General features: G+C 65.6%; 13 protein-coding genes and 1 pseudogene. 4 read left to right on the top strand and 10 right to left on the bottom strand.

Translation table 11 applies throughout. The features are described from left to right. Positions 1–10: 10 nt before the first annotated feature. Positions 11–199: a hypothetical protein gene (locus tag CX676_RS22480; protein WP_157935859.1), complete on the top strand. Its 189-nt coding sequence runs from the start codon at positions 11–13 to the stop codon at positions 197–199. Here the strand turns inward: CX676_RS22480 and CX676_RS06140 are convergent. Continuing rightward, complete coding sequence (locus tag CX676_RS06140; RefSeq protein WP_101751830.1) at positions 190–1047, bottom strand: SDR family NAD(P)-dependent oxidoreductase; 858 nt, start codon at positions 1045–1047, stop codon at positions 190–192. The two genes, CX676_RS22480 and CX676_RS06140, sit on opposite strands and share 10 nt — an antisense overlap. A 285-nt stretch (positions 1048–1332) precedes the next feature. Here CX676_RS06140 and CX676_RS06135 point away from each other — a divergent pair, with 285 nt between their 5' ends. Beyond that, positions 1333–2925: a solute:sodium symporter family transporter gene (locus tag CX676_RS06135; RefSeq protein ID WP_101751829.1), complete on the top strand. Its 1593-nt coding sequence runs from the start codon at positions 1333–1335 to the stop codon at positions 2923–2925. 281 nt (positions 2926–3206) lie between these two features. Here CX676_RS06135 and CX676_RS06130 read toward each other — a convergent pair whose 3' ends face one another. The 7 genes and pseudogenes from CX676_RS06130 to groES form a co-directional block, all read right to left on the bottom strand. Then, entirely contained in the window at positions 3207–4166 is a 960-nt protein-coding gene (locus CX676_RS06130; RefSeq protein ID WP_101751828.1) for a cation transporter, read from the bottom strand. Between the two features lie 84 nt (positions 4167–4250). Beyond that, complete coding sequence (locus CX676_RS06125; RefSeq protein WP_198590293.1) at positions 4251–5957, bottom strand: cholesterol oxidase substrate-binding domain-containing protein; 1707 nt, start codon at positions 5955–5957, stop codon at positions 4251–4253. A gap of 90 nt (positions 5958–6047) precedes the next feature. After that, positions 6048–6347 (bottom strand): hypothetical protein, encoded by a 300-nt coding sequence (locus CX676_RS06120; RefSeq protein WP_157935858.1) that lies wholly within the window; start codon positions 6345–6347, stop codon positions 6048–6050. Positions 6348–6978: 631 nt separating this feature from the next. Beyond that, positions 6979–7188: pseudogene (gene groEL / locus CX676_RS06115) on the bottom strand (chaperonin GroEL); the annotation flags it as partial. A 128-nt stretch (positions 7189–7316) separates the two neighbouring features. Beyond that, positions 7317–8375: a glycosyltransferase 61 family protein gene (locus CX676_RS06110; RefSeq protein ID WP_101751825.1), complete on the bottom strand. Its 1059-nt coding sequence runs from the start codon at positions 8373–8375 to the stop codon at positions 7317–7319. Positions 8376–8572: 197 nt separating this feature from the next. Then, positions 8573–10219 (bottom strand): chaperonin GroEL, encoded by a 1647-nt coding sequence (gene groL, locus CX676_RS06105; RefSeq protein WP_101751824.1) that lies wholly within the window; start codon positions 10217–10219, stop codon positions 8573–8575. A 59-nt stretch (positions 10220–10278) separates the two neighbouring features. Continuing rightward, on the bottom strand, positions 10279–10566 hold the full coding sequence (groES, locus tag CX676_RS06100; RefSeq protein ID WP_101751823.1) for a co-chaperone GroES: 288 nt from the start codon (positions 10564–10566) through the stop codon (positions 10279–10281). A gap of 294 nt (positions 10567–10860) precedes the next feature. Here groES and CX676_RS06095 point away from each other — a divergent pair, with 294 nt between their 5' ends. Together CX676_RS06095 and CX676_RS06090 are read left to right on the top strand one after the other, a co-directional pair. After that, the gene (locus tag CX676_RS06095; RefSeq protein WP_101751822.1) at positions 10861–11880 is read left to right on the top strand and encodes a TraB/GumN family protein; all 1020 of its coding nucleotides are present in this window, start codon (positions 10861–10863) and stop codon (positions 11878–11880) included. Positions 11881–11888: 8 nt separating this feature from the next. Continuing rightward, the gene (locus tag CX676_RS06090) at positions 11889–12572 is read left to right on the top strand and encodes a DUF1345 domain-containing protein (RefSeq protein WP_232816597.1); all 684 of its coding nucleotides are present in this window, start codon (positions 11889–11891) and stop codon (positions 12570–12572) included. 12 nt (positions 12573–12584) lie between these two features. Here CX676_RS06090 and CX676_RS06085 read toward each other — a convergent pair whose 3' ends face one another. Both CX676_RS06085 and CX676_RS06080 read right to left on the bottom strand, forming a co-directional pair. Beyond that, positions 12585–14558 (bottom strand): monovalent cation:proton antiporter-2 (CPA2) family protein, encoded by a 1974-nt coding sequence (locus CX676_RS06085; RefSeq protein WP_101751820.1) that lies wholly within the window; start codon positions 14556–14558, stop codon positions 12585–12587. After that, positions 14558–17647 carry a hypothetical protein gene (locus CX676_RS06080; RefSeq protein WP_157935857.1) on the bottom strand — a complete coding sequence of 1030 codons (3090 nt, stop codon included), beginning with the start codon at positions 17645–17647 and terminating at the stop codon, positions 14558–14560. The genes CX676_RS06085 and CX676_RS06080 overlap by 1 nt, the downstream gene beginning before the upstream one ends. Positions 17648–17680 lie beyond the last annotated feature (33 nt).

The raw sequence follows: 17680 nt of genomic DNA, 5'->3' as shown, positions 1-17680 counted from the left end.
TGTGAACAAAATGGCGAGAGTCGATAAAGACAGCATTCGGAGCGGGCAGCAGGATGGTTCGGATCACATGCCGAGTTTCCTGCGCTACCCCGCGGATCAGATCGATTTCGGCTATGAGATCGTTGCATCCAGTCTGACCAGTAACGGTCATCGGCGCGGCCCGGAAGGGTTGTCGCTGACGGCGCGGGTTTACGAGTAACTTACCGCCCGGGCGGGTGGCTGACGACCCGCCCGGGCAGTTTCCCCCTTCGACATTCTAACCGGCCGCGGCACGATCACTTGCTTGCGGCGGTTGCGCAAGGCCGGCAGGCCGACCCCCGATGCTTCGAACCCCCCATCGACAGCAACGGTCTGGCCGGTCACATAGCTGGCCTTGCGGCTGCACAAGAACAGGATCACCTCGCCGATCTCGGCCTCGCTGCCATAGCGGTTCAGCGGGATGGCGTCGTGATAGGCGGCGATGATCTCGGGGCTGTGGACAGCCATGGCGAGCTTGGTCCGGACCGGGCCGGGGGCGACGCAATTGGCGCGAATCCCGTGTTCCCCCAGTTCCACCGCCTGCTGCCGGGTCAGTTGCATGACCGCCGCCTTCGAGGTGCCATAGGCCACCCGCAGGGTCGAGCCGCGCAGGCCCGAGATCGAGGCGATGTTGCAGATCGCGCCGCCCTGACGCTTCAGCAGCGGAATGGCCGCCTGGCTGACCAGGAACACCCCGTCCAGATTGGTCTGCATGACCCTGCGCCAGCGCTGGAAGCCGGTGTCCTCGATCGGGCCGAAATCGGCAACTCCGGCATTGTTGACCAGCGCATCCAGCCGGCCCGCCCAGTTGGCGACCTCATCCATCATCTGGGCAACCTGCGCCTCGTCCGAGACATCGCAGGCAAAGGTCCGGGCAGCGGGGTCGGCCAGTTCAGCCTCGGCCACCGCCAGCTCCGGCACGTCGCGATCGACCAGCGCCACCCGCCAGCCCTCGGCCAGGAACAGCCGCGCGGTAGCAAGCCCGATGCCGCGCGCGGCGCCGGTGATCAGGGCTGTGGGCTGGCTCATCGGATTCTCCTCGTGTGATCGCTGTCGCGCAGGCGGCGAGTGTCAGGTCGGCAGCGGCGGCGGTCAAGGGGCGGTCAGGACCGGGCCAATGGCCTTGCATGCCGCAGCGTTGAAACGGCCGGGGGCAGCTGTGGGACGCCGCAACCCGCCGGAATGAACCGGATAGTGTGAAAACGATACAACCTTATATTTGCAACGTTACACTTTTTTCTATGCCCGGGCGACTCAACGTGATAGTAACACAGCTGTGAGCGCTATCAGAGTATCTTGATCTGGGAGGATAGGATGGGAGTATTCAACATTGTCATGTTCATCGGATTCACCGCCCTCGTGGCGGTGTTGTCCTATTATTGGACCAAGGGAACCGATGAGCATCATTCCGAGGGCTATTTCCTCGGGGGTCGCTCGCTGACCGCGCCGGTGATCGCCGGCTCGCTGCTGCTGACCAACCTGTCGACGGAGCAGATCGTCGGCCTGACCGGTCAAGCCTATACCGAGGGCATTCTGGTCATGGCCTGGGAAACGCTGGCGGCCATCGCCATGGTGGTGACGGCGCTGGTGCTGCTGCCGAAATACCTGCGCTCGGGCATCTCGACCATTCCGGGATTTCTCGAGGAGCGCTATGACGCGCAGACCAAGACGATCACCTCGCTTCTGTTCCTGTCGGGCTATGTGATCGTGCTGCTGCCGATCGTGCTCTATTCGGGTGCGCTGGCCATGTCGACGATGTTCGACGTGCCGGGTCTCTTCGGGGTCAGCGAGACGGCGGCGCTGTGGATCACGGTCTGGGCCATCGGCATCATCGGCTCGATCTACGCGATCTTCGGCGGGTTGAAGGCGGTTGCGGTCTCGGACACGATCAACGCCGTCGGCCTGTTCCTCGGCGGCCTGCTGGTTCCGGTCTTCGGCCTGATGGCCATTGGCGGCGGCAGCATCTTCGAGGGTCTGAACGTCCTCTGGACCGAGAACCCCGAAAAATTCAACGCCATCGGCGGGTCGGACGCCTCGGTGCCCTTCGCCACCATCTTCACCGGCATGATGCTGGTGCAGCTGTTCTACTGGGGCACCAACCAGGCGATCATCCAGCGCGCCCTTGGTGCCAAGAACCTGGTCGAGGGGCAGAAGGGCCTGCTATACGCGGGCGTGATGAAGATCCTCGGCCCGATCATCGTCGTGCTGCCGGGGATCATCGCCTACCACTATTTCGAGGGCGGGCTGGACGTGGCCGATCAGGCCTATCCGAGCCTTGTCAGCGAGGTGCTGCCCTTCCCGCTGCGCGGCTTCTTTGCCGCGGTGCTGTTCGGGGCGATCCTCAGTTCCTTCAACTCGGCACTGAACAGCTCGGTCACGCTTTTCGGGGTGGACATCTACCGCCAGTATTTCAAGCCCGAGGCCAGCGACGAGCAGGTGGTGAACGCGGGCAAGAATTTCGGCTGGGTCCTGGCCATTGCCTCAATGACCATCGCGCCCTTCATCGCCAACGCGCCGCAGGGCCTGTTCGGCTACCTGCAAGAGGTGAACGGCTGCTACTCGATCCCGATCCTGACGATCATCCTTGTCGGCATCTTCACCCGCAACGTGCCGCCGGTCGCGGCTAAGATCGGGCTGGCTTCGGGTGTGGGTCTCTACATCATCAGCCAGTTCGTTCTGAAGCCGATGGTCGGGGCCGAGAACTACCCGCACTTCCTGCATGTCATGGCGATCCTGTTCGTGCTGAACGTCTGCATCATGCTGTGGATCGGCAAGACCCGCCCGATGGTGCCGGAATACCAGCCGCGCGACAGCCATGCGGTGGACATGACGCCCTGGGCCTATGCAAAGCCCTTCGGCGCGGCGATCGTGATCGTGGTGATCTCGACCTATTTCATTTTCACCTGAGCGGTCGCTTCCGACCACCCGAACTTGCGATCCGCCTTAGCCCCGGCTTTGGCGGATCGTGTTTTCCAGACGCGGCGCGTCAGCGGCTGCGGCATGGGCCAGACCGGCGAAGAAGCCGCGCAGGCCGGCATAGAGGTTACGGATGGTCATGATGATCTCCTTTCGATCCGTGTTCCGATAGCGGTAACGTAAGGGATCTAGAGGGGTCGTAAAACGGCTGCGGGCGCAAAGCCGCTATGCGTCCGAAGGGATGCCGGGGTTGGGCCTGCTGCCGCGGCAGATCAGAACGGGCTGATGTCCTCGGGCCAGCGGCGGGGATAGCCCGTGACCAGCAACAGCACATCGCTGCCGGGCAGCGCCTCGCGCATGTCGCGGATCAGCCGCAGGTTCAGCGCATCGATCTCGGCCGCCGTCACCGAGCGCAAGGGGTCGTAATAGGCGGTGACCAGGAAGCTGCGGCCGGTTTTCATCACCGAAAGATCGTGCAGCCGCCCGCCATCCTCGGACAGTGCCGGGCGCAGGCTGCGCCGCGCCAGCGCCACCCGGTCGGGCGGGGCGGTGACGCCGGCCAGTTCCCCCAGTCCGGCGCGAAAGCCGCTGAAATACTGGCCGATGACGGTGAGGCAGAGGAAGAGGACGATGATCGAGTCGCCGACCGGGGCAATCACCGCCAGCGGCCCGTCGCGAAGCAGGTAGATCAGCGCCAGCCCGACCCCGGCCGAGGCGGTGATGATGCCGTCAAAGGCCGAGGCCCGCGCCTCGAGCCGCAGGATATCGCTGGTCCGCCCGGTCTTCTGCCAGGCGCGGCGATGGCTGAGCCAGAGGCCAAGGCAGGTGCCGCCGATGATGACGAAATAGCCGATCATCGGGCCGAAGATCAGCGGCTCGGGCGGGGTGCCCATGGCATAGTCGAAGATGTTCTTGGCCGCGTTGGTGACGGCGAAAAGCACCAGCCCCAGCAGCGACAGCGAGCGGAAGGTGATGAAGATCGCCTCGTCGGCGGCATAGCCGAAGGGCCTGAGCCGGTCCGGCCCGGCCTCGACCCGGCGGCTGATCCGCCGTCCCAGTAGCGCCGAGGCAAAGCCGATCAGCGAGAAGAGCCCATCCATCATGATGGCGTTCGAGTTCGACAGGAACCCGGCGGCAAGCCCTGCCACGGCCATGAACAGGTTGCCCCACATGGCCAGCGTCAGCGCGCGGGCCTCCAGCGGGCGCAGGTCGGGGGTGGTCGGCTCGGACATTCGGGCGCCTCGTCAGGTCATGGCGGGGTGTCCGATCTGGGTAGCCGCTGGGGCAGGGTTGGGCAAGGGCAGGGGCTTGCGCGATCAGGAACTGCCAGTCGTGAACAGCTGATCGAGGAAGGGATTGGTGAACAGGTTCGCGGCATCGTAGGATTGCAGGGTTGCAACCTGCCAGGCCCAGGTTGCATCGGCGGGGCGGCCGGTGGTGCAGGTGTCGCGAATGGACTGGATCACCGCCGCATCGGTCCAGGCCCCGCCGGGCACGCTATAGGCCCAGCCCTTCGACCATTCGACATTGGCGCGGAACCCGGTGTCGAAATGCGCATAGAACCAGGTCTCGAGCTCGGTATAGAACTGGTAGGCCTGTTGCGGGTCGCCCTCGGGGATGATGGTCAGGACATCGAACCAGCAGGCAACGTCCCAGCCATTCTGCTGGACAATCGGGTCGGTGCCGAGCGACGAGATCACCGGGCTTTCCGCCACTTGCCCCGGCGGCAGGCCCAGATGCGCGGTATCGTCCAGTCCGGTCACTCGGATCTCGAGCGGCGAATTGATCGGCCAGAGGCCGTTCTTCTGATAGGACAGCAGCATGTCGGTGAATTTCGTCGTGGCATCTGCAATCGCCTGCTGCACCTGGTCGCGCTTCATCAGCACCGCATAGCCATTCGCCGTCACCCGCAAGGTCTCGTCCTTGACATAGAGCAGCGTGTTCTTGGACTTGCCCCAGAGGTCCGCAACAGAGGTCAGCTGCCCGGCGGTGTATTGCGCCACTGTCGAGCAGAAGGTGGGGGTGATCTCGGGTGCCGAGGTGACCATCTGCCGCAACAGGGCGGTGATGAAACTGGGCAGATCGTCCGAGAACGGATAGTTATAGGGCCCCGTCGCGATCTTGGCATAGGTTGGCTTCTTCGGCGACACCGTCCAGACCTTGAACCAGGGAAAGCTGGGCTGCGCCGGATCGAAGGCCGGGAACCAAATCACCTCGATGCGGCCGGACTGCTGCAGGAAGTCACCAACGCTGCGCGCCGGATCCTTGCCACCGACGGGTTGGGCAAACAGCGTCGTGGCCGGAATGTTCATGAAGCTCTGGCATCTGAGCATGTAATTGTCGGTCACCTGCAGCGTCACCTCGGTCAGCAGCGCCCGCCCGCAATGGGTCAGGAAGGCTTTGGCATCGGGATCGCCGCGACTGAAGCGGCGGGCGGCATAGGTGCCGGTTACGGGTCGGGTGACGATGGCGGTGAAGCCAAGAATCTGATTGCTGAGCGAGCCATAGGGCAGGTTCATGTCATCACGGGGCGGCGTCCGCACCCCCGTTCCATGGCCGTTGATCGCCAGCACTCCGCCGACGGTCAGATTGCCCGGCGCCGGGATATGGGCGAAGCTGAAACCGACATCGGGATCCGGGCCGACCCGCGAGGTCTCGAGCGCGGTCATCAGGTCCAGCATGGTGCAGCCGGTCTGAACCGTGACCTGTGCTGGACTGCCGGCCGAGGCAGGGCTGATCGACAGGACCTTGTTCAGGTTGGTCCGCAGGTCGACCAGCATGACATTGTCGGTTGTCTCGCCCTCGGTCACGGTCAGCGGCGACCAGCCATGGGCGACCCCGCGTGCGCGAACGGTAAATTTTGCCTGCGCCGCCCAGTTGCAGACGGCGACGACATCGGCTTCGGTCGCGGGGATGCAGGTCCAGACGTTCGGGACAGAGATCATCTGGGCCCAATTCTCGTAGGTCTGGAGGGACACTGGAATGTTCGCGGGAAAGCCGGCAGGCGCGCTGGTTGTGGCCACGACGATGATCCTTGTTGCGGGTGGGCGATCGATCTGCCGGCACGGCGACATGCCATGTCGGCCCGGCAGACCGGTTGTCGCATGCGGAGGCTATTGCACCGAGACGAGGACCAGGTCGTTGTTCAAAGTCGTGCCGCTGATGGCGTAATTGGCCGTGACCGTGCTGCTGGAGTCATAGTAGAAGATCTGGTTTGCGGTATTGTCGCTACCCCAGACGACAAAGGCATAAAGCGAAACCAGCGCCCCATCCGGCACGCCCGACTGGTCGGGTGACCGGCACTCGGTCTGCAGCACCGGATAGCCGGCCGTTCCGTCGGTATGGACCTTGTTGCCATTCTCGTCCCAGAAGACGAACTGCAGTTTCACGACGAAACCGCCATCATTTTTCAAGCAGAAATTCCCGACCTTTTGTACCATTTTATTCCCTCCGATTTATGAATGAGACGAGGAATTGGATTGCCGGACGCTTGGTTGCGCCAGGTCGCGGGTCTTTCCTGTCCTTGCGTGATGAGATCAAGAAAATACCACGTCACTCGGCACATCTAACTTGGTATCTTCAACTGAAATGCTGAAATAACCCCAAGTTGCATTGTATGATCCAAGAGGGCCACGCTTGGGAATATTTTTTGGTTTTTACCTAGCTTACGGAGCGGTCAAGGCGCCAATAAGTTGAGTAGTCAGATATTTGATTTAATTTTGCCAGGCTGTCAAGATTCGTTTTGAGCGCCGAACTGACGAGGTTGTCAAGGGAAAATATAAATATCAATTTTCGTTACGGCAACGTGTCTTCGCGGAAAAACAAATTTCCGCGAGAAACGCGAACACCCTCGCAAGGAAGTTCCTTCAAACGCTATCGTTGGATCTGAAGGGTAAAAACCTCGACCAGGGATCAACTTGATTCCCGGAGGACAGGCTGGCGGCGGGCTCGAGTCCCGGGAAACGCCCGATCCAGGCAGACGCCCACGAAAAAGGCCGCCCCATCGGGACGGCCTTTCCGTTCTGCCAGAGGGCAGGGGGATGATTACATCATCCCGCCCATGCCGCCCGTACCGCCCATGTCGGGCATGCCGCCAGCGGCGCCCTTCGGTTCGGGCTTCTCGGCGACCATGGCTTCGGTGGTGATCAGCAGACCAGCAACCGAGGCTGCATCTTCCAGCGCGGTGCGAACCACCTTGGCCGGGTCGATGACGCCGAACTTGAACATGTCGCCATATTCTTCGGTCTGGGCGTTGCAAGGCTGGCCGATGCCGAGCCCATTCGCGCGATGATCGTGCTGGTCGTGGTTTCGACCTATTTCATCTACACCTAAGGCGGTGACTTGCTGCACTCCGCCGGGTGTTGGCTGCGGCGGATCGCGTTTCAGCCTAAGATCAGGTCGATGGTGCGTAGAACATCGGCAATATCGACGCGAAAGCTGTCCCGACCGCCTTCGCCCAGGACAAAGCCATAGCGCATACCTAGAAGATCGGTGAAATCCTTCCAGACATTGTCGAATCGCCAGGGCGGCTGGATCGCAATCATCGCGCCACGGTCCTGCATGGTAAGATAGGCATGCGTCAGTGCACTGCCTTCGACTGAAACGGCCAACGCCGAACCCGACAGGCGCTGGACCAGGTCGGCTGCGGTTTCCTGCATCGGGTCGACGATCTCGAAGCCCCGGCGTGCCAGTTCATCGGCCAGTTCTGTCTCATTTTCCAGATGCCGCATCACCTGACCGGAACGGGCGCGGATGATGAAAACGCCGTGCCCGCTGCGGGTCGAATGCTTGGGACGCAGACGTTCGCGTAACTGCTGCATCCGCTGGCGGCGGTTACTGTTCATGCCGATATCGTCAAACAGCCAGACTTGGCCAAGCGCGGTATCGCCGAGCTCTGGCACATTGATATCCATCATCCGGCGATAGTCATGGGCATGGGTCCAGCCGCTGCGCCGACGGCCAAAGGGCGCGCGGACGGTGCCGAATTCCTGTGCCAGCAAGGCGGTGGCGGAATCGTCCATCAGATAGTGCCCGAAATAAATGTCGCTGACCGGCGTCCCGATCAGTGCCACATCGCCGCTGACATCGCCTTGCAGGGCGCGGGGGTGCCGCGGGCCGAACGGGGCGCGATCCATTATCATCTGATGACGCGCGCCCCCGGCGAAGACATAGCCACCCAGCAGCGCCGCGCGATCCAGCCGATAGGCCATGGTCGCGCCATGGGTAACCTCGCCCTCGCTGATACGGATACGCTGCGCCTCGGGGTCGCTCATCGCGGGATAGCCGCGCACGTGGTCCAGCTGGCCGGGCAAAAACCAGGCGGGTGGCCGCGGCACGGTTTCGGCCGGGCAGACCGTGACGGTTTCAGCGGCCACCTGTTGCGGCGTTGGTGGTGTGCCAAAACGCTGATGCAGGCGATAGAGGATTGGGGAAAGGGTCATGATGATGCCTGCTGGTTTCGTCTTTGCTCAGGATGCAGCCGGGCATTTCGGGGCGCAAAGGAAAACTGGCATATCGGTCGATTCTGCCCGGCTGCTTTACACTGATCGTGAAAGGCGAGAGGCATTCGTGAGGCTGCCAAGAAAAAAGGCCGCCCCGAGGGGCGGCCTTTTCGTTCTGCCAGAGGGCAGGGGGATGATTACATCATCCCGCCCATGCCGCCCATGCCGCCCATGTCGGGCATGCCGCCAGCGGCGCCCTTCGGTTCGGGCTTCTCGGCGACCATGGCTTCGGTGGTGATCAGCAGGCCAGCAACCGAGGCTGCATCTTCCAGCGCGGTGCGAACCACCTTGGCCGGGTCGATGACGCCGAACTTGAACATGTCGCCATATTCTTCGGTCTGGGCGTTGAAGCCGAAGGTCTTGTCGGTCGACTCGCGGACCTTGCCGGCCACGACGGCACCGTCAACGCCGGCGTTCTCGGCGATCTGGCGCATCGGGGCTTCCAGCGCGCGGCGCACGATGGCGATGCCGGCTTCCTGGTCGGCATTGCTGCCTTTCAGATCGCCAAGGGCCTTGCCACCCTGAACCAGGGCCACGCCGCCACCGACGACAACGCCTTCCTGCACGGCCGCACGGGTCGCGTTCAGGGCGTCATCGACGCGGTCCTTGCGCTCTTTCACTTCGATCTCGGTCATGCCGCCGACGCGGATCACGGCAACACCGCCGGCCAGCTTGGCCACGCGCTCTTGCAGTTTTTCCTTGTCGTAATCCGAGGTGGTTTCCTCGATCTGCTGGCGGATCTGGCCGACGCGGGCTTCGATCTCGGCTTTCTCACCAGCGCCATCAACGATGGTGGTGTTGTCCTTGTTGATCGAGACCTTCTTGGCGCGGCCCAGCATGTCGATGCCGACATTCTCCAGCTTCATGCCCAAATCTTCGCTGATCACCTGACCGCCGGTCAGGATGGCGATGTCCTGCAGCATGGCCTTGCGGCGATCGCCGAAGCCCGGAGCCTTCACGGCCGCGATCTTCAGACCGCCGCGCAGCTTGTTGACGACCAGCGTGGCCAGGGCCTCGCCTTCGACGTCTTCAGCGATGATCAGCAGCGGCTTGCCCGACTGGATGACGGCTTCCAGCAGCGGAACCATCGGCTGCAGCGACGAGAGCTTCTTCTCGTGCAGCAGGATGTAGGCGTCTTCCAGATCCGCGACCATCTTCTCGGGGTTGGTCACGAAATAGGGCGACAGGTAGCCACGGTCGAACTGCATGCCCTCGACGACTTCAACGTCGGTGTCCATGCCCTTGTTCTCTTCGACGGTGATGACACCCTCGTTGCCGACCTTCTGCATCGCGTCGGCGATGAAGCGGCCGATCTGGGTCTCGCCATTGGCCGAGATGGTGCCGACCTGCGCGACTTCGTCGCTGTCGTTCACCGGGCGGGCGGCGGATTTGATCGAGTCGACGACCTTGGCGGTGGCCAGGTCGATGCCGCGCTTCAGATCCATCGGGTTCATGCCGGCGGCGACGGCTTTCATGCCTTCGCGGACGATGGCCTGGGCCAGAACGGTCGCGGTGGTGGTGCCGTCGCCGGCCTCGTCATTGGTGCGCGAAGCGACTTCGCGGACCATCTGGGCGCCCATGTTCTCGAACTTGTCCGACAGTTCGATTTCCTTGGCGACGGTAACGCCGTCCTTGGTGATGCGCGGGGCGCCGAAGGATTTGTCGATGACCACGTTGCGGCCTTTGGGCCCAAGCGTGACTTTGACCGCATCGGCGAGAATGTTCACGCCTTTCAGCATACGGTCGCGGGCGTCGGTGCTGAACTTAACGTCCTTACCAGCCATGGTGTCTCTCCTAGAATATCGTGTGAAATGAAGCGTCTGTCAGGGATCTGATCGGCAAATCAGCCGATGATGCCCATGATGTCGCTTTCCTTCATGATCAGCAGCTCTTCGCCATCCAGCGTGACCTCGGTGCCCGACCATTTGCCGAACAGGATGCGGTCGCCGGCCTTGACGGCGGGTGCGATCAGCTCGCCCGAATCCTTGCGGGCGCCCTCGCCGACGGCGACGACTTCGCCTTCAGCGGGTTTCTCTTTCGCGCTGTCGGGGATGATCAGGCCGCCCTTGGTTTTTTCGTCCGACTGGACGCGCTTGACCAGAACGCGGTCGTGCAGCGGTTTGAATGCCATAATGAACACTCCTGTGTTTCAGGTTGCAGTGCCGGTTGTTGGCACTCACCTGATGCGAGTGCCAATGGCGGATGATCTAGGGCCGTGGTTCCAACCTGTCAACGGGCGGGAAAGGAAAAATCCGACGCGGGCCCGGCGCTTCGGGCTTTACCCAGATCGCCACCCGCACTGGCCTGTCCCGGCGCGCTGTGCCATCCTCGCCGCCCGAGATGCCCGCCCGAGATGCCCGCCCGAGATGCCCGCCCGTGATGCCCGCCCGTGATTACCGACCGTGATTACCGACCGGAGTTGCCCATGCCCCGCCTTGCCGTCCTGCTGACCCTTGCCCTTCTGGCCGCGCCCCCGCCGGCGCTGGCGCAGGATTGCGTGGGCCGGAACCTGATCGACGCAATGCCCTCCGAGACCCGGACGCGGCTGGATCAGGCAGTCGGGGGCGTGCCCTATCATCGCGGCCTTTTGTGGCGGGCGACCAAGGGTGACCAGCACATCACCATGGTCGGCACCTATCACTTCCAGGACCCGCGCCACGCGGCGATGATGGAACGGCTGGAACCCGATCTGGCCGATGCCGCGCTGTTGCTCGTCGAGGCCGGACCCGAGGAAGAGGCGCAGCTGTCGCAGGCGCTGACCCGCGATCCCTCGCTGACCGTGACGACCGACGGCCCGACCCTGCCCGAGCGGCTGACGCCCGAGGAATGGCAGGTGCTGTCCGAGGCGATGGCCGAACGCGGCACGCCCGCCGTCATCACCGCCAAGCTGCGGCCCTGGTATGTCTCGATGATGCTGGGCATCTCGCCCTGCATGCTCAAAGGCATCGCCAAGGATGGCCAGGTGCAGGGGCTTGATCACCTGCTGGTGGCGCGGGCCGAGGCGATGGACCTGCCGGTCCGCGCGCTCGAGCCATGGGATACCGTCTTCACCCTCTTCGCCGATCTGACCCCGGACGAGGAAGAGGACATGATCCGCGCCACCCTGCCGGCGGCGGGCTATGCCGATGACTATGCCGTCACCATGACCGATGCCTATTTCGGTGCCGATGTCTGGACCATCTGGGAATTCGGCCGCTTCGATGCCTATGACAAGTCGGGCCTCAGCCGGGCCGAGGTCGATGCGCAGATGCGCCTTGCCCAGAGCAAGCTGATGGACGCCCGCAATGCCAGCTGGATCGCGCCGCTGACCAAGGCCGCGGCCGAGGCGGCGGCGCAGGGCAAGGGCGTGGTCGCGGGTTTCGGCGCGCTGCATCTGCCGGGCGAGCAGGGGGTGCTGCGGCTTCTGGAGAAGGACGGCTGGACCGTCGAGCGGCTGGACGGATGAGCGGGGCGGTGAAGCCCCGACTGCACGTGCTGCGCGCCACATGGCGGCGGCATACGCGCATCATCCTTGCCGCCGCGCTTGGCCTGCTGGCGGCGCTGATCGCGCCCCTCGATCTGGGCAGCCGGGCGCTGGTCGGGGCCGATCTCTTCTTCCTGACCTACCTGCTGATGACCGCGCGCGTTATCCGTCACCTGACGCCCGAGGACCTGCGCCGCCATCATGGCGAGGATACCGACGAGGGCGCGCGGCTGATCCTGCTGCTGGCCTTTGCCGGCGTGGCGGTCAGCCTGCTGGCGGTGCTGGCTGCGCTTCTGGGCCATGGCGCGCGGGGGCCATGGCAGCCGGTGCTGGCGGTGGCCTCGGTCCCGCTTGGCTGGGCCACGCTGCACACGGTCATGGCCTTCCACTATGCCGGGCTTTACTACGCCACCAGCGGCGACGGGCGCGATGCCGGCGGACTGGGTTTCGCCAGCCGCAAGGGTGATGCCGACAAGGATCCCGGCGTGTGGGAGTTCCTGTATTTCAGCCTGACCCTTGGCATGTGCGGCCAGACTTCGGACGTGACGGTCGAAACCAGCGACCTGCGCCGGATCGTGGCGCTGCATTCGGTGCTGTCCTATTTCTACAATACGGTGATCCTGGCGCTGGCGGTCAATGCCGCGCTGGCCATCGGCGGCGCGGGCGGCAGCTGATCCCCCACGGGATCAGTCCTGGCGCGCATCCTCGGTGATCGGGCGCACCTTGCGACCGCCCGGACGCGAGGGCATCTTCAGCCCGTGCTCGGGGTCCTCGTCGGCACCTTCGTCTTCCTCCTCGATCGGCGCCGCCGAGGGGCCATGGGCGAAGCGCTCCATCAGCGCGTTTTCCAGCACCTTGTTCAGATCGCGCGAGCGTTGGACGTAATCTTCATTCTGGTCCAGCGGCAGGTCGGGCTTCCAGACCTCGGCTAGTTCGCGCAGGTTGGCGCGGTCGAGCTTGTAGAAGATCTTTTCCAGCTCGGCCGCCTCGTATTCCGACAGGCCTGCATTTTCAAGCACATAGCGCCCGACCCTCAGGCTGGAATCGAAGAGTTCGCGGACGATGTGATCGGCCCCGGCGGCGTAAAGCTGGTAGACCACCACCCGGTCGCGCGCGCGGGCGATGATGACCAGGTCGGGCCGCTTCTCGCGGGCGTAGCGCACCAGCTTGATGTTCGAGGCCGGGTCATCCAGCGCGGCGACAAGGATCTGCGCCTTCTCCAGCCCGGCGGCGGCGAGGATCTCGGGCCGGGTGGGATCGCCGAAATAGCCCTTGAAGCCAAAGCTGCGCATCAGCTGGATCAGCTTCAGGTCATGGTCCAGCACCGTGGTCTGGAAGCCCGACATGGTGACCAGCCGGTTCACCACCTGCCCGAAGCGACCGACACCCGCGATGATGATCGGCTGCTGCTCGTCGATCTCGTCGGGGTCGTGATGTTCCGACCCGTCGCCAAGCCGCTTGGCCACCTGGTCGTAGAGGATGAACAGCAAGGGCGTCGCCAGCATCGACAGCGCGATGACCAGCAGGAACCCCTGGGCCATGCTGCGCGTCAGGATCGCCAGAGAGGCGGCATAGGAAATAAGGACAAAGCCGAACTCGCCGGCCTGCGCCAGCGACAGCGTGAACAGCGAGCGGTCGCGGTCGGCCATGCCGGCCTGCCGGGCGATCAGGTACAGAACCCCGGCCTTGGCGGCGATCAAGAGCGCGGTTGCCGACAGGATCGGCACCGGGTCGGCGGCCAGCATGTCGAAATTCATGCCCGCGCCGACGGTGATGAAGAAGAGGCCGAGCAGCAGGCCCTTGAAGGGTTCGATCTGGCTTTCCAGCTCGTGCCGGAACTCGGACCCGGCCAGCATCACCCCGGCGAGGAAGGTGCCAAGCGCCGGCGAGAGGCCGACGAGGATCATCATCGAGGCGATGCCCACCACGATCAGCAGGGCAAAGGCCGTGTCCATCTCGCGCAGGCGGGCGGAATGGACATAGCGGAAGACCGGCCGGATCAGGTATTGCCCGATCACGATCACCCCGGCCACGGCGGCCAGCGTCGCCAGCGCCGCGGCCCAGCCCGGCAGGCTGGCCATGATCGCCTGCGCGACGAATTCCTCGCCGCCATGACCGCCGTTCTCGGCCGGGTGGCTGGCGCTGCGCTGGAAGGCCAGCAGCGGCATCAGCGCCAGCATCGGGATGACGGCAATATCCTGCGTCAGCAGCACGGCAAAGGCCGAGCGCCCGCCGCCGGTCTGCATCAGGCTTTTCTCGGACAGGGTTTGCAGCACGATGGCGGTCGAGCTGAGCGACAGGATCATGCCGAGGACCAGCGAGACCTGCCAGGTTTGACCGGCCAGCATGGCGACAGCAAAGATCAGCGCGATGGTGCCGAGGATCTGCGCGCCGCCAAGACCCATCAGCCTGCGGCGCATGTTCCACAGGTTGCGCGGTTCAAGTTCCAGCCCGATGAGGAACAGCATCATCACCACGCCGAATTCGGCGATGTGCTGCAGTTCCGACATCTCGCTGCCGGCCAGCCCAAGAACCGGGCCGATGAGGATGCCGGCGATCAGGTAGCCCAGCACCGAGCCCAGCCCCAACCGCGCCGAGAGCGGCACGGCAATGACCATCGTAACAAGGAAAATCGTTGAAAGTAGAAGGAAATTTTCCATTAACGGCCGTCGAGCACCGCCAGATCGCTGCTGCGCCCACCCTTGACATAGGTGACGCGGCTATTGCCGATCGCGGTGATCGTACCGCCATTGATGCGGTCGCCAAGCCGCAGCGTGATGACCCGGCCATTCGACAGCCTGACCAGCGCCCGGCTGCCCTTGCCGGCGCCGATCGTGCCGATGATCTGGGTGCGGTTGATGGTGATACCGTCCTTGACCGTGGCATTGGCGGCGACCCCTGCGGCAGTGGTGCCGCGCGGGACATTGGTGGCGACCTCGGGCTCGTTCTCGGCCTCGGGCGGGGTATAGGCTTGGTTTCTCTGCGCGGCGGCGCGGGCCTCGGCCTCGGCCTGGGCGCGGGCGCGGGCTTCGGCGGCGGCGCGGGCCTGCGCTTCGGCCCGGGCATCAGCCGCGGCACGGTCGCGGGCTCGGGCCTCGGCCTGGGCCTGCAACTGGGCATCCTCGCGGCGTTGGGCCTCGATCGCGGCGGCCTCGTTGGCGCTTGGCTGCTGCGGGATCGGCGCGGCAGCGGCGACAGCCGTTGCGGCGGCGGCGGCAGGCGCGACCAGCGCCACCACGCCGCGATTGCCACTCCGACGCGGCGGCAGCGGCGACGAGGAAAGGGCGGTCAGCGCCCTGGCGCCGGGGGCGAGAGGACCCGAGGCGACGGCGGCGGCGATGGCCTTGTCGACCGCCGCGCCCGAGACACTGCTGCCACCCGCGCGGGCCGACAGCGAACCGGGGCGATGCGAAGGACGGGCCGAACGCGAAAGACCGCCGGTCGCGGTGGGCGAGCCGGCGGTGCGCTGCGGTTCAGATTGTGGCTTCTGTGCCGGTGGTGGCGATTCCCCCATCGCCGCCGCCACCGCGTTGTTCACCGCCTTTTGCGTGCCGGCGCGCACATCGACTGGCCGCCGCAAGGGCCGGGCATCGGCCAGCCGGATCACCGCGTCACGCTCGGCCTTGCTCAGGCTGTCATTGCCGGCCTGCGCGGTGCGCAGGTACTTCAGGATATCCTCGTAATAGCGGATTTCTTCCGGCGTCAGCGCCGCCTGCCTGGGTTCCTCGGCTCCGCGCGGTAGCAGGTTCATCGACTGCCGGTCAGGTCGCGAGGGTGGCCGGGTCGAGCGTTGCAAGGCATCGGTCGGGCGCTGCGCGGCGGGTGCGGGCGCGGGGCCGGCTGCCGGCTGCGCCACCGGCTCGGCGGCAGCGCGCTGGGTCGAAGCCGGACGCGAGGGCGGGCGGATCGCCGTCACCCGCGACGGCGCGGCTTGCGTGCGCTCGGCAAAGGGGCGGGGATTGGCGGGGACCACCGGGGTCGCGTCGTTCGTTTCCGGCGCGGCGGCACGGCGCGGCGGCGCGGCGGGCCGGGTCGAGCGGGTCAGGGCCAGCGTGCGCAAGGGTGCGGGCTGGGTCGCGCGGGGGGCCGGAGCAGCCGCCTTGGGCGCCGCAGCTTGCGGGGCCGCAGCCTTGGGGGCAGGGGCCGCAGCCACCGGTGCCGGGGTCGGCGCGGGCGCGGGCGTAGCTGCCGGGACCTCGGCCGCGGGGGCTTCGGCAACGGCCTCGGCCTCGGCCTCGGGTTCCGCTGCGGGTTCAGCCTGCGCCTCGGTCAACGCGGCCTGCACGGCGCTTTCGCGCGCGGCCAGCGCTTCGTCGGCGGCAGCTTCCGGCTCGGGCGCGACAGCCGCTTCGGTCAGCGGTGCCGGGGTCTCGGCCGGCAGGGTGGCTGCAGTGACCGGCTCTGCCTCGGTGACGGGCGCGGTCACGGGGTCGGTTGCCGCGAGTTCCGCATCCGTCGGCACATCCGGTTCCTCGGCCATCTCGGCCTCGTCCACCGGCTCGGTCGTATCCTCGACCAGCGCCTCGTCCGAGACCGGCGCTGCGGCGGGTTCCGCGACTTCTGTGGCCGGGGCGGTCGCGGCGATCTGATCGGCTGCGGGCGTCTCGGTCTTGCCGCCGAAGAACAGCAGCACCACGACCAGCGCCAGCATCAGGAGGCCCATCATCACCGTAAACGTGCTGGGCGCGCGGCTGTTCATCGCACGCGCCGCGCCGATCAGCGAAGCCATCGCTCCGGGCGTGGCCGGCTCGGCCTCCTCGACCGCACGCCGGCTGCGGGCCTCGGCGGCGCGGCTGTGGAAGGCCTGCGCCCGGGGCGGCATGGTCTTGCCGGGGGTGGTCAGTTCGACCTGCGGGGCAAGGTGACGGATCACCTGGGCGTCAGTCTCGGCGGCCTCGGTCTCGGGCGTCTCGACCGGTGCCTCGGCAGGGGGGGCGGCGGGGGCCTCGGCGGGCAGCGCCGGGCCAACCCGCAGGTTCTGGGGCGCGGGGCTGGCCGCCGCACCACGTTCCGCCGCCACGGCGAATTCCGACATGACGGCACGCTTGGCCTTGGGCGTCGCTGCCGCAGCCGGCTCGGCGGCGGGATAGACATGCGCGGTCACCCGCGAGATGACCGGATCGGGCGCGGCGATCTTGGCGGGCGTCTCGACCGGCGCCTCGGCCATGCCGGCAATGCTGGCCGAGGTGACGCCGGCGCGGCGCAGATCGGGTTCGGTGACGGTGCTGCGACGGGTCAGGTCGCGAACCGTGGCCGAGGGGCCGAAATCGGGCTGGCCGGGAAAGCGGTCGTCACCCGGGCGGGCGATGAAGCCGGTCGGGCGGAACCCCTGGCTCAGCGCGAATTGCTCGGCCTCTTCCAGCGTGCGGCGGGCGACGGCGGCGATGTGCAGGCTGTCGGCCTGATCCTCGCCCGCGGGCGCCCAGGCAAAGGCCAGATCGGCGACCTCGTATGGGGTCAGCCCCTCCAGCGCGCGGGCCACGGCCAGCGCCGGTTCCGGCCCCGGCGGAACGGTCAGCGTGGTATAGAGGATCTGGTCATCGGGAATGACCAGCAGCGTGTCGGGGCCGCCGGCCTGATCGGCCTCTGTCCCGTCGCGCTCGCGCAGGCTGCCCAGCTGCTGGCCCAGGTCGCCGCGGGTGAAGCGCACGGACCCCAGCCGTCGCCAGCCCTCGGGGTCGCGCTTTTCCAGCACGACCTCCTCATGGGTAAAGCTCATTGCGAATGCAGCGGTAAAATGCTTGGTCATGACTGTCTGCTAAGCCTCGGCGCGCGGGTTTGT

Source organism: Paracoccus zhejiangensis (genome assembly GCF_002847445.1).
In the GTDB taxonomy this organism is placed as follows: Bacteria; Pseudomonadota; Alphaproteobacteria; order Rhodobacterales; family Rhodobacteraceae; genus Paracoccus; species Paracoccus zhejiangensis.
Note: the sequence above shows the minus strand (reverse complement) of the source record. Positions and strands in the feature narration are given on the sequence as shown.